Consider the following 24,519-nt stretch of genomic DNA (forward strand, 5'->3'; position numbering starts at 1 on the left):
AATTATTTTTTGTCTTGGTAAGTTTTTCGATTACCTATCGAAACCGTTTGCGGTATTTTTAATTTAAAAATTAAGCTTTCTTGACCATATTAATGAAGGAGGTTATCGAGGCCTGTAGTATATATTCGAATACCGAATCGCGAAAAGGTTGATGATAACTATCTGTCGGCTGAACAAGATAGGTAGTTACTGAAGGCATTGTAAATTGAACTTTACCGCGTACAAGGGTTGAGTTCCCTGCGCCAGATTGCCCTACTTTCTAATCCCATCTCACCCATGAAATACCTGCTCGGCTACGATATTGGTAGTTCCTCTATTAAAGTCGCCTTACTCAGCGTCGATACTGGCAAGTGCGTAGCCAGCGTCACGTCGCCGAAGAAGGAGATGGAAATCGCCGCGGAAGTGGCTGGCTGGGCCGAGCAACGGCCGGAGCGCTGGTGGCAGGAAGTAGTGAATGCCACCCGGGAGCTGAAAAGTGAATACGGCTTTGATGCGTCGCTGGTAGCTGGTATCGGCATCACCTATCAGATGCACGGCCTCGTACTGCTTGATAAGGATGGCAAGGTTTTGCGCCCCGCCATTATATGGTGCGATAGCCGCGCTGTGGACTTTGGCAATCAGGCGTTTGCGGAGATGGGCGAGGAGTATTGCCTCCAGAATTTTCTTAACTCGCCCGGCAACTTCACGGCCTCCAAGCTCAAGTGGGTAAAGGAAAACGAGCCTGCTATCTACGAGCAGATTTATAAGATTCAGCTGCCCGGCGACTATATCGCCTATCAGCTGACGGGTCAGATGCAGACCACCGTATCGGGCTTATCAGAAGGTGTTTTCTGGAATTTTCGGGAGCAGCGCATCGCCCAGGAGTTGCTCGACTACTACGGTATCAGTCGCGACCTGCTGCCCGATATAATAGACACTTTTGCCCCCCAGGGCCAGCTGACGCCGGAAGCGGCCTTGGAACTGGGCCTGCACGCGGGCACCCCCATCAGCTACCGCGCCGGCGACCAGCCCAACAATGCCTTCTCGCTCAACGTGTTGCAGCCCGGTGAGATAGCCGCCACGGCCGGCACGTCGGGTGTCGTGTACGGCATCACCGACGGGCCCGCGTCTGATCCGCACTCGCGCGTAAATGCGTTTGCCCACGTCAATAGCACGCCCGAGCAGCCGCGCAATGGCGTGCTAATGTGCATGAACGGCACGGGTATTCTGAATAGTTGGCTGCGCAAAATAGTTGGCGAAATGCCCTACGACGAGATGAACCAACTAGCGGCGCAAGCGCCGATTGGGTCGGAGGGGCTCCTGTTTTTGCCCTTCGGCAACGGCGCTGAGCGCATTCTTGAAAACCGCCCGACGGAAGCAGAGCTGCGCGGCCTGAGCTTCAATATTCATTCGCAGGCTCACGTACTGCGTGCGGCCCAGGAGGGAATCGTCTTTGCCTTGAACTACGGCATGGACATCATGCGGAGCATGGGCGTACAAGTACAGAAGGTGCGCGCCGGCAACACCAACATGTTTCTGAGTCCGGTATTCCGCGAAGCCTTCGTGAACACGGGCAACGTGACGCTGGAGCTATACAACACCGACGCCGCCCAGGGCGCCGCCCGCGGTGCCGGTATCGGAGTAGGAGTGTATGCCAGCCCGGCCGAGGCCTTCGGGAGCCTGGAGCGCATTCTGACGCTGGAGCCTACTCCGGAGCTGCAGACGCAATATCAAACGGCCTATGCCCGCTGGCATCAGGCTCTTACTCAACAGATTCTTTCACACACAACTACCCAGACAGATGTCGTCCAACACGCTTTCTAAGACGGAATTCTTTAAAGGCATTGATACAATTCGCTTCGAAGGACGCGAGTCGGACAACCCACTAGCCTTTAAATGGTACGATGAGAACCGCGTGGTCGGTGGCAAAACGATGAAGGAGCATCTGCGCTTCGCCGTATCGTATTGGCACACTTTCACCGGCACCGGCGGTGACCCATTCGGGCCCGGCACCAAGCGGTTTGCCTGGGACCGGCATTCCGAAATCATTGGCCGCGCCAAGGACAAAATGGATGCGGCGTTCGAATTTTTCGCCAAGCTCGGCACGCCCTACTATTGCTTTCACGACATTGACCTCGTAGATGAAGGCGACTCCCTGCAAGAGTACGAGCGCAACCTGCAAGCCATTGTTGACTACGCCAAAGCGCATCAGGAAGCCAGCGGCGTAAAGCTGCTGTGGGGCACGGCTAACGTGTTTTCGAACCCTCGCTACATGAACGGCGCCAGTACTAACCCTGACTTTCAGGTGGTAGCGCACGCCGGTACGCAGGTTCTGAACGCGCTGGACGCTACCATCGCGCTGGGGGGCGAGAACTACGTGTTCTGGGGGGGACGCGAGGGATACATGACGTTATTGAACACCAACATGAAGCGCGAGCAGGAGCATATGGGCCGCTTCCTCGGCATGGCCCGCGACTACGCCCGCAAGCAGGACTTCCAGGGCAAGTTCTTCATCGAGCCCAAGCCCGCCGAGCCCACCAAGCACCAGTATGACTTCGATGCGGCCACGGTAATTGGCTTCCTGAAGGAATACGGTCTGGACAAAGACTTTATGCTGAACCTGGAAGTGAACCACGCCACGCTGGCCGGCCACACCTTTCAGCACGAGCTGCAAGTAGCCGCCGACGCCAACATGCTCGGCAGCATGGACGCCAACCGTGGCGACTACCAGAACGGCTGGGACACCGATCAGTTCCCGAACAACATCAACGAGCTGACCGAGTGCATGCTCATCATTCTGGAGCACGGCGGCATCACGCCCGGCGGCATCAACTTCGACGCCAAAACGCGCCGGAACTCTACCGACCTAGAGGATATTTTCGTGGCCCACATCAGCGGTATGGATACGTTTGCCCGCGCCCTGGTGACGGCCAACGACATTCTGGAAAAGTCGCCTTACCGCAAGTTCCGCACGGAGCGCTACGCCTCGTTTGACTCCGGTGACGGCGCCGCTTTCGAGCAAGGCCAGCTCACGCTGGAAGACCTACGCCGCATTGCCCACAGCACCGGCGAGCCGATCATGCGCAGCGGCAAGCAGGAGTGGCTGGAAAGCATTATCAACCAATACATCTAATAGTAAGTAAAACAGAACCGGCTGGCTGCTTGGGTGGGAATCTTTGTGGCCGGCCGAGGACGTTTTATTTTATTTAATGTAGCGCGGTATGATTGACCAGCAGGTATCAGTAGAAGAACAAAGTGTAAGCACCATCCGACTACTGTCAGTGGATATGGTGCAGCGGGCCAACTCCGGGCATCCGGGCTTGCCGCTGGGGGCCGCGCCTATGGCGTATGTGCTGTGGTCGCGGTTCTTGCGTTTCAACCCGCAGGACCCCGCCTGGCCCGACCGCGACCGGTTTGTGCTATCGGCGGGCCACGGCTCGGCGCTGCTGTATAGCCTGTTGCATCTGTACGGCTACGATTTGTCGCTCGATGACCTGAAGGGTTTTCGCCAGCTGCATTCCAAAACGCCGGGCCACCCGGAGTCCAACATTACGGCCGGCGTGGAAGTAACCACGGGCCCGCTGGGCCAGGGATTTGCCAATGGTGTGGGCATGGCCATGGCCGAGGCGCACTTGGCTGCCATGTACAACAAGCCCGGCCACGAGGTAGTGAATCACTTCACTTACTCCATTGTGAGCGACGGCGACCTAATGGAAGGCATTGCCGCCGAAGCCGCGTCGCTGGCCGGCCACCTTAAGCTGGGCAAGCTCATTTACCTCTACGACGACAACGATATCAGCCTTGACGGTCCTACCAGTCTTTCGTACACGGAAGACCCATTAATGCGTTTTGAGGCCTACGGCTGGCATACCCAGCGCGTAATGGACGGCAACGATCTGGACGGTATTGAGCAGGCTATCCGCGTAGCGCAAGCCGAAACGGACCGCCCTTCGCTGATTTCCATCAAGACCATTATTGGTTTTGGCAGTCCGCAGGAAGGCACCAGCAAAGTGCACGGCAGCCCACTGGGCGACGAGAATCTGCGCAAAGTCAAGAAGTTTTTTGGCTGGAATCCGGATGAGTCGTTTGTGGTGCCCAATGAGGTGCGCCAGCACTTAGGCGAAGCCGGCCAGCGCGGCGCTCAGCTACAGCAGGAGTGGCAGCAAAACTTTGACGCCTACCAGCAGCAGTTCAAGCAAGAAAGCGAGCTGTTCCTGACTTCCTTCGCGAGCGAGCTGCCCGCCGGCTGGGACGCGGAACTGCCCGTCTTTACGCCCGCCGACGGCGCTTTTGCTACCCGCCAAGCGTCGGGCAAGGCGCTGGGCGCGTTGAAAAAAACCATTCCTTTCCTGTTTGGGGGCTCCGCCGACCTGGCCAGCTCCAACGAAATGCCCCCCGGCGGTGACCTGAGCTTCCAGCCGGGCAGCTACGAGAAGAGTAACATCTGGTTTGGCGTGCGCGAACACGCCATGGGCGGCGCCCTCAACGGCATGTCGCGCCACGGCGGCGTGCGCGTATATGGCGGCACCTTCCTCACCTTCTCCGACTACATGCGGGGGGCAATTCGCCTCACCGCCCTAGCCGAATCGGCCGTCACGTTCGTCTTCACGCACGATAGTATCGGCTTGGGGGAGGATGGACCCACGCACCAGCCAGTAGAGCAAGTGGCCGCGCTGCGTACCATTCCCAACATCATCGTGCTGCGTCCCGCCGACGCCAATGAAACAATAGAGTCGTGGCGCGTGGCTATGACCAAGCCGGCTTCGCCCGTGGTGCTGATTTTATCGCGCCAAAAACTGCCCACACTGGATCAGGAAAAATACGGCTCGGCGCGCGAAGGCGTAGCCAAAGGTGCCTACATTCTGAGCGAGGCCGATGGTGGCAAGCCCCAGCTACTTCTGATTGCTACCGGCTCGGAAGTGTCGCTGGCGATGCAGGCGCAGCAGGAGCTGCAAAAGCAAGGCGTAGCGGCGCGGGTCGTGAGTATGCCGAGCTGGGAACTGTTTGAGCAGCAGGACAAAGCCTACCAGCAGCAGGTGTTGCCGCCGGCTGTGCGCAAGCGCGTTACCATTGAAGCCGGCTCGCCCATTGGCTGGCACAAGTACGCGACCGACGAAGGCACCGTCATCAGCATGAACCGCTTCGGCGAATCGGGTCCGGGTGAGGAGGTGATGGCCATGTTTGGCTTTACGGTGGAGAATGTGGTGGAGAAGGCCAAAGCGTTATTAGAAGGCAAGCCCGCCGAAACCGAACCCAAAGAAATACTTTCTTAAATCAATGGACTTGTTCCCGACCTAGAAAAGGCGGTCGTGCAGAGTAAAGCGAAGCATCTCGCGTGGTTTAGTTGGGTTAGTACTCAGACGTCAGCACGCGAGATGCTTTGCTTTGCATGACTGTCTGTTTTTAGCAGTCATTTTCGGATTTAGGAACAAGTCTAATAACCAAGCTGCATCCAAACCGACCACTGGGGGGCTTTTTTGAGACGGATACGCCACGTTTTTCTCTGCGCAAGTGGGAAAAAAGAGTCGGGCTACTTGCTGGGTTCGGACTTGGCTTCGCTCTCAATGCCGCCGCCCCAACGGTGTAGGTTACGGTGCAGCCCGGCGACCCGCAGCTGCAAATCAGCGAGCACATCTACGGGCATTTCGCCGAGCACCTGGGCCGTTGTATCTACGATAGTTTCTGGGTTAATGAAAAGCTGAACGTGCCCAAGCAGGGCCGCATCCGCATGGATATCGTGGAGGCCCTGCGCAAGATAAAAGTGCCCAACCTGCGCTGGCCCGGCGGCTGCTTCGCCGATACCTACCACTGGCGCGACGGCGTGGGCCCCACGGCCCAGCGGCCCAAAATGCTGAATATGTGATGGGGCAATATGTTCAACGTGAACGACCCGCAAAATCCCGTGCTGGCCGATGAGTACGGCATCGTAATGGGCACCTCGCACCACGAGCCCCTCACGCGGGCCCACGAGAAATGGAAGCACGCCGGCAAAGGCCCCTGGAACTACCAAACCAACACGGCGGCCTTGCAGGAGTTTTGGCGCGGCGGCATGAAGCGCATGGGCACCCGCGAGAACATCGTGACCGTAGGTATGCGCGGCGACGGCGACAAGCCCATGAGCGAGGGCAGCAACATTGCGCTGCTGGAAAAAATAGTAGCCGACCAGCGCAAACTAATCGCGGAAGAAACCGGCAAGCCCGCCGAGCAGACGCCCCAGCTTTGGGCGCTCTACTAAGAAGTGCAGGACTACTACGACAAAGGCATGCGTGTGCCCGACGATATAACGCTACTGCTCTGCGACGACAACTGGGGTAACCTACGTAAGCTGCCCAAACTGGCCGATAAGCCCCGCCGCGGCGGCTACGGCATCTACTACCACTATGATTACGTGGGAGGCCCGCGCAACTACAAGTGGCTTAATACCAACCCGATTCCGCGCATATAGGAGCAGATGCAGTTAGCCCACGAGTACGGTGCCAACCAAATCTGGATAGTAAACGTGGGCGGCCTGAAGCCCAGCTACCTGGGGCCATCTGAAAGCTTCTCCGGGGCTGCGCCCGCGTCAAAAGCTGAGGCATCCAGGGGCAGCGTAAGACAACGCTGATCAGAGCGGGTCGAACGGAGTATGTTTTTGCTTCCTGAAGTAGTGTGCGGCTACTGGGCTTGCCACGTAAGCGCGGCGGAAAATCTGGCTGAGTATTCTGGTCGGCCGGCAAGATTGCCGGTGGTAAATAATTGCTTTAACAACTTAAATTATACCGATTTACAGAACTTTGCCAGCTATGGCTGGCCTCGCTTTTATAGCCTCAAAACAGGCGCAATTATTGGAAAATGCTGGTAGGCGCAAGCTAAATCCCCCGCCTACGAAGTATGTCTCCTTCCCCTATTGTTCAAGCTACGCGGCTCTGGCAGGATATGCTGGGCCAGGAACACGAAATGCCGCGCTCCTTTCTTTGGCAGCATGTGCAGGAAATGGAGCCCGATGAGGCAGGCCCCATCGACTGGAAAAACCGGCAGCCCAAGACGCGCATTTATCTACAGAGTGGCCAGATTATCTGCGTGCTCGGTGAGTATGACCAATGGCGTTGCCGTTGGCTGGCTTACACAAAATGGCATGCCGTACCCCTGCGGCACTACGGCCTGAATTAGCGCTTACCAGCGCGGCTACTAGAAAGCAGAGCGCCTTCTGGAATTCTGATTACCGCCTTACAATCAGAAGGTTGTTTGGCTGCGTTTGCTGAGCTATTGCTTCAGAAAGCAAACAGAGTAGATTTGTTCATAATTCTATAGTGAGTTTCGAATAAATTCTATTCATAATCAGTAGTATAGCGTTGCTCTTTCTGCATGTCTGGTGTTAAATTAATTGTTTTATGCATCGTCTGTCCGCTTTCCATCGTGAGTAGCCGGGCGCAGAACCTTGCTGGCTCCAAACCTCCCAACGCACTGCAACAGCAGCTCACAGTACGTGTCGGACTTCCCTCCACTGTCGGGCTTATCCAGGACTATGCTGCCATTCTCTTATCGAAAGAGGATGACAAGCTGCAAAAGCTCACTACCAGGCGCCGGCCTCGCACCAGCAATCCAACAGTCGTCTTTACCGTGCCGCTTCCTAGGAGCTGGATAACCAAAAAGCTAGCGAAAGATGAGTAGTAATATTCCTTCCTAAGCTGAACCAGTCGGACAAGCTGGTATGCCATAGATTTAGTTGGTAAGTAGCCCCCCGACAATCATCTTTTCTCCCGTTTTCCCGCTGTTTCAGCACAGCTTTTCCTTATGAAATTTGATGGTCAAATAGTAATTAGCATTCTGCTGGCCGTGCTGATGGTGCGGCTCTTGCGTAGGTTTTTCGACCTGCCCAAGCGCCTGCCCCAGTGGGATAAGCTGCTCACCTGGATTTGGGTGCCGGGGGTAGGGCTGGGTATTATTGACCTTCTATTCAGCTTTCGTAACGACCAGCTGGACGAAGTATATATGCTCTTCGTCTTTGGGGTAGTAATCCTGGTATTGGTGGCCATTCAGGACTACCGACCAGCCCGCACCGTACTGCTGGCTATCGTGCCTTACGCGCTGTACTCGGCCCTGGAGCTGGTACTGGCACTATCAGAGTGGAAACTGGGGAAGAACTACGAAGATGCCTTCGACGCTTCGCAGGGCTTTACGGTGATATGGATGATCACCTTTATTCTGATCGCGCGCAATCAGAAAAGAAATCTGGAGAAAGAACGGCTGCTGCGCGAGGAAGAAGAACAGGAAAAAAAGCGCATCGCAGCGCAGAATGTGGAGCTGGAACGACTCGTGGCCGAGCGCACCGCCACGCTTACCAAGCAGACGGAGGAATTGCGCAAGGCGCTGACCGAGCTCAAAACTATGCAAACCCAGCTCATTCAGGCCGAGAAAATGGCCTCCCTAGGAGAGCTAACCGCTGGTATTGCCCACGAAATTCAGAACCCGCTAAACTTCGTGACCAATTTTTCGGATGTCAGCGCAGAGCTGATTACGGAGCTGGAGGAGGAAAAGCGCAAGCCTAACCGCGACGCCAATTTGGAGACCGAGCTGCTGGTTGACTTGAAGCAGAACCTCCAGAAAATCACGCACCACGGCCAGCGGGCCGCCTCCATCGTGAAAGGGATGCTGGAACACAGCCGCGCCAGCACGGGCGAACTGCAGCCGACCGATATAAATACCCTGGCCGACGAATACCTGCGCCTGGCTTACCACGGGTTGCGGGCCAAGGATAAAACGTTCAATGCCACCCTTTACACCAATCTGTACCCCGAACTGGGCCAGGTGAATGCCATCCCGCAGGATATTGGGCGGGTGATGCTCAACCTTTTTACCAACGCTTTCTACGCCGTTCAGAAAAAGAAAGAATGCGGAGCCGATGGCTACGTGCCGACGGTGAGCGTGAGCACGCGCCGTACCGAGACCGGCGACGTAGAGGTGCGTGTGCGCGACAACGGCATGGGTATGACGGCCCAGGTGAAGGAGAAGATTTTTCAGCCCTTCTTCACCACCAAACCCACGGGCGAAGGCACGGGCTTAGGCCTCTCGCTGAGCTACGATATCGTTACTAAAGGGCACAAAGGTTTGCTTACGGTAGAAAGCCAGGAAGGTGAGTTTACCGAATTTACGATTCGCATACCCAGCTGATATAGTGCCTCATACGCACTCTTCCTTGGTTATCTTCTCGTTGATCATAATGGCGGCCAGTGAGCCTTCGGCAGCGGCCAGAATAGCCTGCTGCATCCCGGCCGTAGTATCGCCGGCGGCGTAGAGGCCCGGCACCGACGTTTGCTGCTTTTTATCCGTCCAGACTGCTCCTTTGCTGTTGAGGCGGCACCCCAATTGCTCAGCCAGATTGGTGTGCTGGTGCTGGTGCGGATGCACGAATAGCGCCTCCCGCACCAGCTTGTCACCATTTTTGAACAGTACGTGCTGCAGACCCTGCTTTTCAGTTCCCTCCAAGCGTTCGATAGGCTCTTCCCGTACCGCAATGCCTTGCTTTTGCAGGCGCTGCCGGGCCTTATTAGTCAGGCCACCAGGGCCATCAGTGCACACTACTACATTTTTTGACCATCGGCTGACGAGCAATGCCAGGCCCGTAACGCCTTTTCCTCGTCCGTACACGGCCAGGGCCCGGTCGCGCACTTCCCAGCCGTGGCAGTAAGGGCAGTGCAGCACGCCGTGCCCCCAGAACTCACGCATCCCATCTAGGGGGGGCAATTCGTCCTCTACGCCCGTGGCCAGCAGCACTTTGCGCGCTGTGATGCTGCGGGTGCGGCTGGCTTCCGTATCGGCCACGATAGTAAAGCACTGGTCACTTGCCGTAATTTCGGTGGCGCGCAGGGAGCACACTTCCACACTCGGATAAGCAGCCAGCTGTTCGAGGCCCAGGCGCAGCAGCTCACTGGGTTGCACCCCGTCGCGGGTGAAAAAGCCCCACACCGCGGGCGAGGGCTCATTGCGCGGGGCGCCCCCATCGCACACCAACACGCGACGCAAGCAGCGGCCCAATACCAACGCCGCGCTGAGCCCAGCACTTCCTGCGCCTATTATAACAACATCGTAGTCGGTGGCGGGCCGCGGGCGGCGCGCGGATTTGGGAAGAGGGGCTGAGGCAGGCATAAAAAACGAACGGTTGGAAACCCTATACCAAAAAAGCCCCCCAGCGGTTAGGCCGGGGGGCTTTTTTAAAGTAGAAAATTCATTAAAGCCTTTAGCCAAAGAAAATGTAAGCGACTAAATTTAATACACCTGATTGCGTCCGCTCTCGTCAACCAAGCCATACAGGGCTTGAATGAAGCTCGCTTGTGAGGCCAGCTCTTCCAGCGGCAGGTGCAGGCGGTACTTCCAGAAATGCTGCGGATTGGACGGCACGTTGATTTGCTCATCCTGGGGGTTTTCGTGGCGCAGGCCAGCATCAGTAGCCAGCAAATCCTGGAGCGGGAAAATAGCCCACATGGCGGGGGAATGCAGGTGTTGCACGATTATCTCGCGGGCTACCCAGGGTTCGCAGTACTGGGGGGCAAATTCGCCCCGGTGGCCGAGCAGGTCTTCGAAAAAGCGCTGCGTAATGTTGCGGTCCTCTTCCCACCAGCCGCGCAGGGTGCTCATATCGTGCGAGCCGGGACTAACCACAGACAAGTAAGGTGCATGCGCCGGGTCGCCAAACTCCACCTTAGAGTCAGAGGGCATGCGCTGGATGTTGAGGCCCAGCATACCCAAAGCCCGCATCACGCCCGGCACGGAGGCCGGCACCATGCCCAGGTCCTCGCCGCAGATGAGCATGTCGGTGGCGTAGCGCACGGGGGGCAATTTTACCAGGCCCTGCCGCCGCCAGAAATCCTCGTGGCGACGGAAGAAGAAATCGTTGTAGATCTCGTTGATCAGGTGCCGGTTATGCTCGTCCAGCTCCTTAAACGACGTGCTCAGATACACCGTAATACGCGGGTGGTAGTGGTCGGGCTCGTCGGCGGGCACAAACAATACCTCGTTTACCAACCGATACAGGCCCGTGCGCAGCCAGCGCAGGTGCTCGGCGTTATTTGGATCTTCGGCAATTCGCTGGTCAAATAACGCCTCTATATGTCGCTGCGTGCGCACGTAGTCTTTAAGGCGGATAGCGCCGTAGCCGGCGTCCTCCATAAACTCATCGAACACGGCCTGGGCCTGGGCGTGGAAGATGTGCTGAAGCATGTGCCAGCGGATGTAAGGCTCACACAGGCGGCCATAATCAAACCAGCCCAGGCGCTGCTCAATCTCGTGGCGGTGCAGGGGCAGAGCGGGCGCGAAATGGCCCAGAAGCCCTTCCACCGAATGGCCTGGAATTTCCCAGATGCGGAAAAAGCCCAGAATATGGTCGATGCGCAGCACGTCGAAGTAGCGGGCCAGGTGACTCAGGCGGTTGCGCCACCACTGGTAGTTGTCCTCGGCCATACGCTCCCAGTTGTAGGTCGGGAAGCGCCAGTTCTGGCCCGTCACGGAGAAATCGTCGGGCGGAGCGCCGGCCTGCCGGTCCATATGATACAGTTCGGGCTGGGTCCAGGCATCCACGGAGTGCCGGTAGATACCGATGGGCAAATCGCCCTTGAGCACCACGCCGCGCTCACGGGCATACTCTACGGCCTCAAGTAGCTGCTTATCTAAGTGAAACTGGGTGAAGAAGTGCAGGCCGAACTCGTCGAAATCGGGCTGATCGGGGGCTGTGAGCTGGTCGAGATTCCGGGGCGTTTGAAACTCGGCGGGCCACTGCTGAAAGTCGGCCGTACCGAACCTGTCGCGCAGGGCGGAGAAGGCGGCGTAGGGAACTAACCATTCTTTTTGCTCGGACAAAAACGCTTGGAAAGCGGGGTCGGCGAGGAAAGCTTCTTTCTCCTGCTGATATAAAACCTTGACAAACTTCCATTTGGCCTCCATTACCGGCTCGTAGTCCACGAAGTCGCGGGCATTCAGCTCCTCCCGCAGACGGGCCAGCTCGGTGCGGTCGGCGGCATCCGCAAGCTCCGCGATGCCATCCAGGTGCAGATACAGCGGGTGCAGGGCAAACACCGAAATAGCCGCGTACGGGTACGAATCGACCCAGGTATGCGTAGCGGTGGTGTCGTTGATGGGCAGAATCTGCATCAGCTTCAGGCCCGCCGCCGCCGACCAGTCGGCCAGCATCTTCAGGTCCGAAAATTCGCCTACGCCTAATCCCTGTTGCGTGCGCAAGGAGAAGACCGGCAGTGCTACGCCCGCGCCGCGCCAGTTATCAGCGGGGTAGCGAAATCCTTCGTCTGCCCGCACCCGCAGCGTATTCGCGGGCGTGGGGGTCAAAATTACCCGGTCGTCGCCGGCTTCCAGGTGAACGATCCGGCCGGTTTGCGGGTCGCGGATGGCGTACTTGTACTGGGTCGTCTGGCCGGGCTCCTCCAGGGTGACTTCCGCCGTCCAAGTGGGGTACTGCTGGTCGTCGAGGATGATGGCCCGGTTGGTATCCCAGCCACCTAGGGCATCATCGGAGCCCAGAATACACACCTGGTGGTGGGGCGCTACGCGCGGCGCCACCAGCTGAAACCGGACAGCACCGGCGGCATCTGGCGCGAATGTGTTGGCCGGGGCTTGCGATGCCGTAGTACGCGGCCCGCGGCGCAGCAAAGCTTTGGTGAAAGCAGCTGTGTGTAGCTCATTGTTGGGTTCGGCGGGCGCGCGCCAATAATCCTCCAGCACCAGTCGGGTAAAAAGCCCCCCGGTAGTAGCTACCACGCGGTTCGGGCCCCACTCCCAGTGCCTGCCTCCATCGCGCTCATCGAGCAATATATATTTGTATTCGATGGAATGGGGGTGATCAATTGGAGCACTGATTTCCTGGCTCCACTGGCCCGTGCGGGCCGCGTAACGCAAAAACAGCGCGTGGTCGAGGTTCCACTGGCCCAGGCTGGGCTCGGAGCCGCAGACCGCGATGCGCTGGCCAGGCTCGGTGTAAAAGGGGAGAGAAAAGCGAATAATCATTCGGTAGAAAGGAAGAAAGCAGATGGGCTCGAAAGATAAGTTTTAGTACGGTTTGTAGCGCGTAAGTGGTCTTTACCCGGTTTCAGCTGGGATGTTGCTATCGATAGAAAACATTAATACCTGAGACACTTCCTGAATTTAAAATTGCTACGTATGTTTAAATTAGCTTAATGATATTATTTGTTTGTTTAATCATATAATATTGGAGAAATGAAAACAAATTCCTACCTCACCAAAGTAGCGTCATTGCTGATGCTGACTTTGCTTGGCTCCTTGACCAGCTGCGAAGACATTCTGGAGCAGTATTTTCCGAAGAATCCGGGCAAGCCAGCCTTTCCCTCACTGGGTGTGGATATTCCCTTCTACGCCTTGTCGGGCGGCACCAAGCTCGATGCTTATTCGACTAAAGACCCGACTTCGCGCACCGCGTCAGTGGCCATTACCGGCTTGCAGAGCGGGGAGCGGATTCTGGCCGTCGACTTCCGCCCCGCTACCGGCCAGCTCTACGGGGTGAGCAGCGGCAGCCGCTTGTATGTGATTAACCAGAACACGGGTGCGGCGCGGGCCGTTGGCGCAGGAGCTTTCACCCCGGCGCTGGGGGGCAATTTAGTGGGCTTCGACTTCAACCCCACCGTGGACCGGATTCGCCTGGTGACCAGCACCGGTCAGAACCTGCGTCTTAACCCCGAAACTGGCACCGTCGCGGCCACTGATGGTGCTATCAATGGCGCGGCGGGGGCAACCCTCACGGGCGTGGCTTATACTAACAATACAACACAAGCTTCTTCTACGGCATTATATGCCATCAATACGCAGAATCAGCAGCTCTACTTAGTCAATCCACCTAATGAGGGTACTGTGGTAGCCGTGGGAAGTTTAAACCTCCCCGTGGCTGGAGACGGCGGATTTGATATTGATGCCAAGACCGGCACCGCTTTAGGGTTGTATACAATACAAGGAAAACCCACTTTGTTCAGCGTAAATCTAGCAACTGGTGCGGCTCGCTCCTTAGCACAGTACGACGCTAATCTGGGTTACTCAGGTATCGCTATTCCAACCCGGCCTGTGGCCTATGCCTCTGGATTTATAACGATCCCTCTGCGGGGAACGGTTAACTATTTATACACTTTTGATCCAACCGACACCTCTAGCCCTACCGCGGCTATTACGCAGAGATTAGAGTTGGCTCCAAACCAGTCAATTGTGGGTCTGGACTTCCGTCCAGCCACTGGTCAGCTTTATGCCTTAGTAACAGGAGAAGGTCGGACATATAGGGATGGGATCACCTACATGGCCAGCACCAGGCTATATACCATCAATCTGGTAACAGCCGAAGCTACGCCGGTAGCTGACCTAAGTGTTCCCTTGCAGTTTGGTAACTCTTATGCATTTGATTTTAATCCTGTCGCGGACCGGATTCGTATCGTGAGTCTTAGGGGGGGGCAAAATTTACGAGTAAACCCTACTGACGGAACTGTTACTGTAGATGGCAATCTGAATCCTGCCGTGCCATTCGTAAGTGCAGTGGCTTATGATAATAGCTTTGCCGGCGCAACATCTACCAACTTGTACGTCCTGGGTAGCAATAAGCTCTATCTTCAGAATCCACCTAATGCAGGCACGCTGACGGAAATCGGGACAATAGGCCTAAGCGGGTTTAGCGCGAGCACGACCAGTGTTGATGTTTTTGATATTGGAGGTACCAGCAATACTGCTTATGGTATTTCAATTGGTAGTAATAACCAAAATGAGGTTTCAACCCTTAACCTGGCGGCACCTACGGCCACCTATCTTCGCAAACTAAATCTTTCTGGTGGTCCTTTTATCTATTCATTAGCGGTTGCGCCAGGTTTTTAACGGGCATCCACTTTTCTTAAGGTAAACAGAACAGCCCTGGCGCATGCGCCAGGGCTGTTCTGTTTTACTACCGCCGCACGACCGGCAAAAACGAATGCTGGCAGCCAGCTTCGCGCATCCAGGTTTACCTATTTACTGCTCTTAACTAGCAATATTCCACTGAAAAAGCCCCCCAGCCAACCTCTGGGGGGCTTTTGTTTGAACTCCTACAAAATACAGAGAGAGTTTAAAGCGCTACGGCGAGGCATTATCCTCTAGCATAAATTCTTTTAAAAAGTGAGGAATAGGAACATCTAAATACTGTGGAGCTGCGTAGAGAGAAATCCATTTAAGTCAATTCTTTCTTCCTTCCATCCTATTATCTGGTTTCTATGCTAAAACCCTCTTCCCTCGCCAAATGGGGCGTGGCCGTCTTGCTCATGACGTCGCTCAGTAGCTGCGAAGACATCTTAGAGCAGTACTTACCCAAACCTACTCCCCCACCTACCACTCCTACTACTCCTACCTTTCCGTCCTTAGGCCTGGATATTCCTTTCTATGCCCTCTCGGGCGGTACTAGGCTGGATGCTTTCTCCACGGCCAATCCCGCTACGCGCACTGGCTCAGTAAGTATCACCGGCTTAGGCAGTGGAGAAACCCTCTTGGCCATCGACTTCCGGCCCGCCACCGGCCAGCTCTACGGGGTGAGCAGCGGCAGCCGCCTCTATGTGATCAACCAAAACACGGGCGTTGCTCGCGCTATCGGAGCGGGCGCTTTCACTCCAGCAGTAGCTGGCAACCTAGTGGGCTTTGACTTCAACCCCACGGTCGACCGGATTCGTCTCGTCACTGCTACCGGCCAGAACCTGCGCCTGAATCCCGAGACGGGCACTATCGCTAATACCGATGGCGTGCTTAACGGCGCGGTGGGGGCTACTATCACGGGTGCCGCCTATACTAACAACACGACGAAAGCGGCTACAACGGTGCTATATGACCTTGACCCAGCCACGGACCAGCTTTACCGCCAGGATCCGCCCAACGACGGCACGCTGGTCGCCGTGGGCAGCCTGAATCTGAACATCACGGGCGACGGCGGCTTCGATATTGATGCCAACACGGGCACGGCTCTGGGTCTGTATGCAGTGAATGGCAACCCCACCCTCTTTGCCGTGGATCTCTCGACTGGGGCGGCGCGGCCTTTGGCCCAGTACAGTACCAGCGCCGCCTACTCAGGTATCGCTATTCCTACTCAGCCCGTAGTCTATGCCGCTGGGTATATAACCATTCCAGGCAGATCTACGGTTAACTATTTGTACACTTTTGACCCAACAAATACATCCGACCCTGCCGCTGCTAATAGCCAGACTTTACGGCTAGATAGGAATCAGGCGGTTAAAGGCCTGGATTTCCGTCCGGCCACTGGTCAACTCTATGCTTTAGTGACAGGCGACGGAGGCCGATTTTTGGATGGGACTATCTTCAATGCTAGCACCAGGCTCTATACCGTCGACTTGATGACGGGTGCGACTACACTAGTAGCTGACTTAAGTATGCCCTTAGCTTCTCCCAGTACCCTTTTCTTTGACCTTTCTAACAGTTATGGCTTTGACTTTGATCCTGTTACGGACCGCATTCGCATTGTAGTTAGTACTTCGGGGCGAAATCTGCGGGTGAACCCCACCGACGGAACGGTTACCGTAGATAGCAATGTGAATCCGAGCGTGCCATTCATAGGTGCCGTGGCTTATACTAATAGCTTTGCCGGCGCAACATCTACCAATTTGTACGCCCTTGGCGGCAATAAGCTATACCTTTTGGACCCGCCGAATGCGGGCACACTGACGGAAATAGGGACAATAGGCTTAAGTGGGTTCAGTAGGGCGCAGTCCGTTAATCTATTTGATATTGGAGGAACTACCAATACTGCTTATGCTCTGTCAGTTGGTGGTAACAACAAAAATGTGATTTCAAGCCTTAACCTAGCCACACACACAGCCACGTATCTTCGCAATCTTGATCTTGCTGGTGGTCCTTTTATCTATTCATTAGCGGTTGCGCCAGGTTTTTAACAGGCATCCACTTTTTTTAAGGTAAACAGAACAGCCCTGGCGCATGCGTCAGGGCTGTTCTGTTTTACTACCGCCGCACAGCCGGCAAAAACGAATGCTGGCAGCCAGCTTCGCGCATCCAGGTTTACCTATTCACTGCGCTTAACTAGCAATATTCCACTGAAATAGCCCTCCAGCCAATCTCTGGGGGGCTTTTGTTTGAACACCTACAGAATGCAGGTAGAATATAAAGCGCTATGACGGGGCAGGATCAGCCAGGATAAGTTCTTGTAAGAAAAATAGGAGATAGGAACATCTAACTCCAGTAGAGCTACGTAAGGATGAAAACATCTTCGTTCAATTCTTTCTTCTTTCTATCCTATTATCTTCGTTTTATGTTAAAAACTTCTTCCCTCGCCAAATGGGGCGTGGCGGTGCTGCTGTTGTCCTCGCTGAGTAGCTGCGAAGATATCTTAGAGCAGTACTTCCCCAAACCTACCCCGCCGCCCACTATTCCTACCTTTCCCAGCTTAGGCCTGGACATTCCTTTCTACACCTTGTCGGGCGGTACCAAGCTCGACGCCTACTCCACCAAGGACCCCGCGACCCGCACGGCTTCCGTTTCCATCACCGGCCTAGGCAGCGGCGAGACGCTGTTGGCCATCGACTTCCGCCCCGCCACGGGCCAGCTTTACGGGGTGAGCAGCGCGAGTCGCCTTTACGTCATCAACCAGAATACCGGAGCAGCCCGCACCGTTGGCACCGGAGCCTTCTCGCCCGCCTTGGGGGGCAATTTGGTGGGTTTTGATTTCAACCCCACCGTCGACCGCATTCGGGTAGTGACCAGCACGGGACAGAACCTGCGCCTCAACCCCGAGACGGGCACCGTGGCCGCCACGGATGGCAACCTCAACGGGGCAGCCAGCGCCACGATTACCGGCGCGGCCTACACCAACAACACGGCCGGCGCGACGACTACCGTACTTTACGACTTGGACCCAGCTACCGACCAGCTCTACCGCCAAGACCCGCCCAACGACGGTACCCTCGTGCCTGTCGGCAGCCTGAACCTGAATATCAGCGGCGATGGCGGCTTTGACATCGATGCTCGGACCGGTACGGCGCTCGGCTTATACGCGGTCAATGGCAACCCGACCCTGTTTGCCGTGGATCTGACAACCGGTACCGCGCGGCCGCTCGCCCAGTATGCGGCCTCGAGCGGCTATACGGGCCTGGCCATTCCCACCCAGCCTGTCGCCTACGCCGTCGGTAGTTACAGCCAATCAGCTAGGGTAAATAGTAGTATTTTGGTAGTCTTCAATCCAATGGAAGGAGATACCTATATCAGTAAGCCCATTACCGGCTTACTCAACACGGAAACCTTGAGCGGAATAGATTTTCGCCCGTCCAATGGGCAACTCTATGTTGTTACGGGTAGCGGACGGCTGTATACGGTCAACGCTGCGACGGCCGAGGCGACCTTCGTGACCAGCTTCCGGTTACCCTTAACGCCAAGTGGGTTTTCGGGCGGTGTCGGGGGGTTTGATTTTGATCCCGTAACGGACCAAATTCGCATCATAGGCGCCGCTGGAACCAACAGCCTCCTGAACCCCGTCGATGGCACCATTGTCCCAGAGGCCTATCTGCCTGCGGCGTTGGGTATTGAGGCGGCGGCCTACGACAACAACTTTGCGGGTGCGACGGCCAGTAAGCTGTATGGCGTGGGTCTAACGGGGAGCACGTTGTTTGAGCTGAACCAGCCCACGGCGGGCGCGGCGCGGGAGGTGGGCAAATTGGGGCCCAATTTCACGGGCACGCGCGTCCACTTTGACATTGGCGGCACGAGCAATACCGGCTACGTTTTGCTAAATATAGTCAGAGCCTCTGTGGGAGTTTTTGCTAGAACGTATACCATCAATCTAGCGACGGGCACCCTTACGGCGACAGGCCGAGGGGACCTTCCCGTACCCCTCTTGCTGGGTAACGATATTTACGGCTTTACAGTCGGCTTGGGATTTTAAATTAGTATCGTCTCTGCTACAGTTGACTGACCATAAAAAAGCCCTAGCGCCTGCGCTGGGGCTTTTTGTTTAACTATTACTGATACGGAATTATAAACCTCTAGGAAGCTCGACGCTACGACATATCCGTTTTGCAAGTTTCGTGCTTCCCGCTGCACTAGTTGCGATAAGTAACGCGTTCTACTACCAAAAAAGCCCCCCAGCCAACCTAGCGCCGTCTTTTTTCGTTGGGTGATACTGAACACTTTAAGCACAACTGAGTTATCAAATCCTTGCCTACGTACGTTCGCCGCATCCTCTATGGTATCCTGGGGCTAGTGGCATTTATAATCCTGCTGGTAATTCTGGTAGTGGTGGCTTTGCAGTTTCCGTCTGCTCAGGACTTTGCGGCCCGCAAAGCCAGCAGCTTTCTGCAAGATAAGATTGGTACGGAAGTACGAATCGGGAAATTCCGCACCGACTGGCGCAGTGCTATTTCCCTCGACGACGTGTACCTGGAAGACCAGAAGGGCGATACGCTGCTATCCGTCGGGCACTTAGGCGTCAACATCGACTTGTGGGCCCTCACCAAATCGCAGATCAACGTGAAGTCGGTGGAGCTCAACGATGGTACCATTGGTATCACGCGCACCCTGCCCGACAGCACCTTCAACTTCGACTACATCGCGGCCGCTTTCGGCGCCGGCGACACCACAACCGCCGCCCCCATCGATACGGCCAGCGCTGGTTTTCAGTACAACATCGGCGATGCGCGCCTGACTAACATCCGTCTCCGCTACGACGACCAGGTAGAAGGCATGGCTGTGAAGACGCGGGTGGGCGAGCTGGCCGTGAGCATGGACGCCGTAGACGTGGATGCTTCCACCTACCGCATCGATCAGGCCGCGCTGCGCAACACCGCCATCACTATTGTACAGAGTAAAAATGCCCCCCCGGACACCGCCATGAGCGAGCCGCTGGAGCTGGAGTTTGGGTTGAACAAAGCGCTGCTCGACAACGTCAGTCTGACCTACAAAAATGCCCCCTCGGCCCAGTTTATCGACACCCGCGTGGGCCAGGCCGAAATCACAGCCGATAATATTGACCTGCGCAACTCGCGGGTGGCGCTGAATACGCTGCGCCTGCGCAACACTACCTTCGCCTACGCCCAGAACGAGAATGTACCCACGGAGCAGCGCCTGATCAATCCGGCCGAGGCCGTGCGCGAGTTGAATGAGTCGGTGGAGCAGGCTACGGGCCAGGAGGCCAGTTGGGTGGTCACGCTCAAAAAGTCGGACATCAGCGGCGTGGACGTGGCCTTCGACAACTTCGACGAGCCCAAGCAGCAAACCCGCGTGCGCGGCATGGACTATAATCACCTCAAGTTCACGGATTTAATCTTGAATACGGAGAACCTGTTCTACTCTGAGAACCGCACCACCGGCCGCATCGTCAATCTGGCGGGCAAGGAGCAGAGCGGGTTTGAGGTGGAAAGCGCCACGGCCGACGTGGTCTTCGACTCGGTGCAGACCCGCCTCGACAACCTCGACCTAATCACGCCCCACACCCGCATCCGGCGCACCCTGGCCTTCGGCTACGAAAGCCTGGACGCGCTGGCCGATACTACCAAAATCGGCCAGATTCGGCTGGAAGGCGACCTGCGCGAAACGCGCCTGGGCTTCCGCGACATCCTGTATCTGACGCCTGAGCTTGCCGATACGCCGCCCTTCACCACGGGCCCCAACCAGTCGGTGCTGATCAGCGGCCGCATCGACGGGCGCGTGGGCGACTTCCGGGTCCAGAACCTGGATGTGGTCGGCTTCCGCAACACCATACTGCGCGCCAGCGGCCGCATTCAGGGTCTGCCCGAAGTAGACCGCCGCCTCTACACCGACCTCAACATCGCTCAGTTTACCAGTACCGCCGCCGACATCAAAAGCCTGGTGCCGGCCGGCACGATTCCGCCCGAATACCAGCTGCCGCCGCGCATGGCCGTGTCGGGCACTTTCCGGGGTCGGCCCACGGCGATGGTGTTTGACACCAATCTGCGGGTGAATACCAGTTTTGGCAACGCGACGGCCGTGGTGAACATGGAGCCCGGTCCGGCCGGACGGGAGCCCGTAACGGCCCGCTTCTCGGTGCAGAATTTCAACGTGGGGGCCCTTTTGCGCGACACCACCATCGGGCGCATTACCACCAAGGGGCGGCTGAATGCCCGCGGCCTCGACCCGGCTACCATGCGCGGCCGCTTGGTGGCCGACGTGCAGCGGGCCGAGTACGGCGGCTACACCTACCGCGACATCGCGGCCACCGTCGACATCGACCGCAACCGCTACGTAATCGCGGCCGAGAGCAAGACGGACCCCAACCTGAATCTGGACTTGCTGGCCACCGTGAATCTGCGCGACGCCAACAACCCAAGCTACGAAATCAGCTCGCTGAACCTGCGGGGGGCAAATCTGACGGCGCTGGGCTTTTATACCGGTGGCGATTTGCGGGTGCAGGGCGAGCTGACGGCCAGCCTCAGCGGCTCCGATGCCAACTCCATCAACGGGACGTTTTCGGGCCGCAACGTAGTCATCGTGCGCGACAATCAGCCCTTCTCCTTTGGCGTGCTGAAGGGCAATATCGTGCAGCAGCCCGGCCGCTCGGCGGTGGATATAACCTCCGATATTTTCACGGTGAAGCTGGACGGCAACACGCCCCTGGGCGAGCTGGCCACGGTATTGCAGCAGCACATTGACCGCTACTTTGACCTACCCGACGTGCGCTACGTGGCCGGCGGCCCGGCCCGCAACTTCACCTTCGACGTGCGGGTGCTGGAGCCCCGCCCCATTGCGGCGCTGGTGCCGGGGCTCACCAAAATTTCGCCCTTCAACCTGACCGGCGGCTTTAACAGCCAGGCTGCCAACCTGACCCTGAACAGCCAGATACCGCTCATCGTTTACAGCGGCTTCCGACTCGATTCTACCCGGCTTACTCTGGCCTCCGACCCGCAGAAGCTGGAATATGCGCTGCGCATGCGCCATGCCAGCCAGGATACCAGCCTGCGCCTGCCCAACCCGAGTGTGACGGGCAGCGTGGCCAACAACCGGGTCGCTACCAACGTGCGCATCGCCGAGTCGGACAGCGCCCAGCTGCTGAATCTGGCCGGGGTGCTACAAGTGCTGAATCAGGGCGACGCCTACGCCTTCAGCTTCGATGAAAACTTGGTGCTGAACAACCAGCGCTGGACCGTGGCGCCCAACAACCAGATGCAGTACACCTTGGCTTCGGGGGCGTTGCGGGCCGAAAACGTGCGCCTGAGTCAGGGCCAGCAGTTTTTGGAGCTGCAAACGCTGCCGGGGGGTGAATATCCCTTGCAGGCCCGTTTGGGCAACCTAGATATAAACCAGCTGGCCGTAGCGGGCGGCTTGCAGGACTCGCTGGTGGGCGGTACGCTCAATGGGCAGGCCGTGATCCGCAGCCTGGGCCAGCCCCGCCAAGCCTTCACCGCCGACCTGGCGCTGAGCAGCTTTGCGTATAACAAGTCCGTTATCGGCGACGTGGCCCTACAAGCTACCAACCCCACCGCCGACCGCTACGACGTGGACGCCCGCCTGACCGGCGGCCCCAACAACAATGAGGTGCGGGCCACCGGCTACTATCTGGCCGCTGGCACCCTGGATATGGCCATCAACGTGGCCCGGCTCAACCTGAACACGGCCGAGTCTTTCGCCGCCGGCGAGATCCGCGAGCTGACCGGCTACCTCGATGGGCAGTTTACGGTGCAAGGCACCACAAATGCCCCCCAGGTGCGTGGTACGCTCAATACCAACAACGCTGGCTTCACTCTCACCCAGCTCGGCGCGCCGTTCACGCTGCCCGACGAGAGCCTGACCTTTGATGAGCAGGGTATAAAGTTTCAGGACTTTACCATCCTGGACTCGGTGAACAACAAGGCCGAAATCAATGGCTACGTGTACACGAAGAATTACGTGGACGATTACCGCTTCGACCTGCGGGCCGTGACCAACGACTTTCTGGCAGTGCAAAGCACCCAGCGCGACAATGAGCTGTACTACGGTAAGCTGCTGGTCGACTCCGACACACGCATTACCGGCAACCTGACGCTGCCCGTTGTCCGCGTCAGGGCTACCGTGGTGGAAGGCTCCAACCTGACCGTGGCCGTGCCTAACGACGAGGCCGTGGCCGTGGAGCGCGAGGGCATCGTGGAGTTCATCGACCTCAGCGCCCCGCTCGATACTATGCTGGCCCGCCAGGTAGCAGTCGATTCGGCGCAGACGGCCGAGGGTTTCGATATTGCTGCCACCATCACCGTCACCGACGAAACGCCTTTTACCATCGTCATCGATCAGGCCTCCGGCGACAACCTGCAAGTGCGGGCCGCCGGCACGATGAATACCGCCATCGATCCGGCGGGCACTATTACGCTCAGCGGCCGGCTGGATGTAACCGAAGGAAAATATCAGATGTCGCTCTACGATCTGGCCTCGCGCGAATTCGACATTGCGCCGGGCAGCTCTATTGTCTGGAGCGGCGACCCCTACAACGCGCAGACCAACGTAACGGCCATTTTCAATGTGCGGACGGCTCCTGCCGAGCTGCTTTCGGCTCAGGGCGAGGCAGATGAGAGCTTAAAAACCATCGGGCGCAACCAACTGCCCTTTGAGGTGCTGCTGAAAGTAAACGGCGACCTGCTCAAGCCCGTCATTAGCTTCGATATTCAGCTGCCCGAAGATGCGCGTACCCAGCTGCGACCTCAGATTGAGAACCGCTTGGCCCAGCTGCGCCAACCTAGCCAGACCGACGAACTGAACAAACAGGTATTCTCTCTGCTGGTGCTGGAGCGCTTTTTGGCCGCAAATCCCTTCGAATCGAGTGGGGGTAGCCTGGTAGCTGAGCAGCTGCGGGGTAGCGCCAGTCAGGTGCTTACCCAGCAGCTTAATAAGCTCACGGGCAGCTACCTTTCCAACCTAGGCGTGGAGCTGGGCGTGAACTCGCAGGCTGACTTCTCGTCGGGCTCGGAGAAAACGCGCACTGACCTGAATGTAGCCGTGCGTCGTCAGCTCTTCAACGACCGCGTGAGTGTGCGCCTCGGTACCGACGTGCCCTTGGCTGGTGGCAACCAGGCTTCCAGCGGTCAGCAAAGCGTGAGCAACTTCGCCGGCGACGTGAGCATTGAATACGATATTCTGGCCAACGGCCGCCTGCGCCTGCGCGCCTACCGCAACAATGCCTACGGCGACATCGATGGGCAGTACGTGCGCAACGGGGCCGCCCTCATCTACCAGCGCGATTACAAGACCCTGGCTGAGCTTTTCCAGGGCATTGACAAAGACGTAAAAGAAGAGCGCAAGCAAAACCGTAAACGCGAAAAAGAAGAAGAAAAAGCCGCTAAAGACTCCGTACAAACCGTGGCTGCGCCCCGGCGCGAAGCAGGACGCCTAGCGAGGCGCCAGACTACTTCGGACCGGTAATTTTTCGTCCAAGCGTCATGCTGAGCGAAGCGAAGCATCTCGCATGCTGACATTGCAATGGTAACTCAACGAAGCGAGCGAGATGCTTCGCGCTGCTCAGCATGACGTTCTAATTGTCAACATAAATTCCCCAATACAACTCCGTGCCTTCACCGACTACCAACTTTCTTTTCTCCTCAAAAA

Annotated in this window: 12 protein-coding genes and 1 pseudogene; 11 read left to right on the forward strand and 2 right to left on the reverse strand. The window is 57.1% G+C overall.

Translation table 11 applies throughout. From position 1 onward, the window contains the following. The first annotated feature begins 276 nt into the window (after positions 1 to 276). From B9A24_RS03250 to B9A24_RS03285, 7 genes and pseudogenes are all read left to right on the forward strand, one after another. Entirely contained in the window at positions 277 to 1,803 is a 1,527-nt protein-coding gene (locus tag B9A24_RS03250; protein ID WP_084443742.1) for a xylulokinase, read from the forward strand. After that, a complete protein-coding gene (gene xylA / locus B9A24_RS03255; RefSeq protein ID WP_084443743.1) occupies positions 1,781 to 3,112 on the forward strand; it encodes a xylose isomerase in 1,332 nt (443 codons plus the stop codon). The genes B9A24_RS03250 and xylA overlap by 23 nt, the downstream gene beginning before the upstream one ends. Positions 3,113 to 3,200: 88 nt before the next feature. Then, positions 3,201 to 5,252 carry a transketolase gene (gene tkt / locus B9A24_RS03260; RefSeq protein WP_084443744.1) on the forward strand — a complete coding sequence of 684 codons (2,052 nt, stop codon included), beginning with the start codon at positions 3,201 to 3,203 and terminating at the stop codon, positions 5,250 to 5,252. 320 nt (positions 5,253 to 5,572) lie between these two features. After that, a complete protein-coding gene (locus B9A24_RS03265) occupies positions 5,573 to 5,842 on the forward strand; it encodes a hypothetical protein (RefSeq protein WP_200813854.1) in 270 nt (89 codons plus the stop codon). Beyond that, positions 5,843 to 6,496 (forward strand): annotated as a pseudogene (locus tag B9A24_RS03270) (glycosyl hydrolase 115 family protein); the annotation flags it as partial. Positions 6,497 to 6,849: 353 nt separating this feature from the next. Beyond that, a complete protein-coding gene (locus B9A24_RS03275) occupies positions 6,850 to 7,128 on the forward strand; it encodes a hypothetical protein (protein WP_143434735.1) in 279 nt (92 codons plus the stop codon). 624 nt (positions 7,129 to 7,752) lie between these two features. Continuing rightward, positions 7,753 to 9,129 (forward strand): ATP-binding protein, encoded by a 1,377-nt coding sequence (locus B9A24_RS03285; RefSeq protein WP_084443747.1) that lies wholly within the window; start codon positions 7,753 to 7,755, stop codon positions 9,127 to 9,129. Positions 9,130 to 9,138: 9 nt separating this feature from the next. Here the strand turns inward: B9A24_RS03285 and B9A24_RS03290 are convergent, their stop codons facing one another. Continuing rightward, positions 9,139 to 10,104 carry an NAD(P)/FAD-dependent oxidoreductase gene (locus B9A24_RS03290; RefSeq protein ID WP_084443757.1) on the reverse strand — a complete coding sequence of 322 codons (966 nt, stop codon included), beginning with the start codon at positions 10,102 to 10,104 and terminating at the stop codon, positions 9,139 to 9,141. A 120-nt stretch (positions 10,105 to 10,224) separates the two neighbouring features. Further along, complete coding sequence (locus B9A24_RS03295) at positions 10,225 to 12,969, reverse strand: 4-alpha-glucanotransferase (protein WP_084443748.1); 2,745 nt, start codon at positions 12,967 to 12,969, stop codon at positions 10,225 to 10,227. 210 nt (positions 12,970 to 13,179) lie between these two features. Here B9A24_RS03295 and B9A24_RS03300 point away from each other — a divergent pair, with 210 nt between their 5' ends. From B9A24_RS03300 to B9A24_RS03315, 4 genes are all read left to right on the forward strand, one after another. Next, positions 13,180 to 14,826 (forward strand): DUF4394 domain-containing protein, encoded by a 1,647-nt coding sequence (locus B9A24_RS03300; protein WP_084443749.1) that lies wholly within the window; start codon positions 13,180 to 13,182, stop codon positions 14,824 to 14,826. A 371-nt stretch (positions 14,827 to 15,197) separates the two neighbouring features. Then, the gene (locus B9A24_RS03305) at positions 15,198 to 16,877 is read left to right on the forward strand and encodes a DUF4394 domain-containing protein (protein ID WP_084443750.1); all 1,680 of its coding nucleotides are present in this window, start codon (positions 15,198 to 15,200) and stop codon (positions 16,875 to 16,877) included. A gap of 374 nt (positions 16,878 to 17,251) precedes the next feature. Next, positions 17,252 to 18,877 (forward strand): DUF4394 domain-containing protein, encoded by a 1,626-nt coding sequence (locus B9A24_RS03310; RefSeq protein WP_084443751.1) that lies wholly within the window; start codon positions 17,252 to 17,254, stop codon positions 18,875 to 18,877. Between the two features lie 272 nt (positions 18,878 to 19,149). Next, positions 19,150 to 24,336: a translocation/assembly module TamB domain-containing protein gene (locus B9A24_RS03315; protein ID WP_084443752.1), complete on the forward strand. Its 5,187-nt coding sequence runs from the start codon at positions 19,150 to 19,152 to the stop codon at positions 24,334 to 24,336. The last annotated feature ends 183 nt before the right edge of the window (positions 24,337 to 24,519 follow it).

The sequence above is a fragment of the Hymenobacter roseosalivarius DSM 11622 genome (genome assembly GCF_900176135.1).
Classification (GTDB): domain Bacteria; phylum Bacteroidota; class Bacteroidia; order Cytophagales; family Hymenobacteraceae; genus Hymenobacter; species Hymenobacter roseosalivarius.

Excerpts from the sequence above, each read along its gene's own strand:
- B9A24_RS03250 (WP_084443742.1), top strand. The coding sequence starts at position 277 with ATGAAATACCTGCTCGGCTACGATATTGGTAGTTCCTCTATTAAAGTC.
- xylA (WP_084443743.1), top strand. The coding sequence starts at position 1,781 with ATGTCGTCCAACACGCTTTCTAAGACGGAATTCTTTAAAGGCATTGAT.
- tkt (WP_084443744.1), top strand. The coding sequence starts at position 3,201 with ATGATTGACCAGCAGGTATCAGTAGAAGAACAAAGTGTAAGCACCATC.
- B9A24_RS03275 (WP_143434735.1), top strand. The coding sequence starts at position 6,850 with ATGTCTCCTTCCCCTATTGTTCAAGCTACGCGGCTCTGGCAGGATATG.
- B9A24_RS03285 (WP_084443747.1), top strand. The coding sequence starts at position 7,753 with ATGAAATTTGATGGTCAAATAGTAATTAGCATTCTGCTGGCCGTGCTG.
- B9A24_RS03290 (WP_084443757.1), bottom strand. The coding sequence starts at position 10,104 with ATGCCTGCCTCAGCCCCTCTTCCCAAATCCGCGCGCCGCCCGCGGCCC.
- B9A24_RS03295 (WP_084443748.1), bottom strand. The coding sequence starts at position 12,969 with ATGATTATTCGCTTTTCTCTCCCCTTTTACACCGAGCCTGGCCAGCGC.
- B9A24_RS03300 (WP_084443749.1), top strand. The coding sequence starts at position 13,180 with ATGAAAACAAATTCCTACCTCACCAAAGTAGCGTCATTGCTGATGCTG.
- B9A24_RS03305 (WP_084443750.1), top strand. The coding sequence starts at position 15,198 with ATGCTAAAACCCTCTTCCCTCGCCAAATGGGGCGTGGCCGTCTTGCTC.
- B9A24_RS03310 (WP_084443751.1), top strand. The coding sequence starts at position 17,252 with ATGTTAAAAACTTCTTCCCTCGCCAAATGGGGCGTGGCGGTGCTGCTG.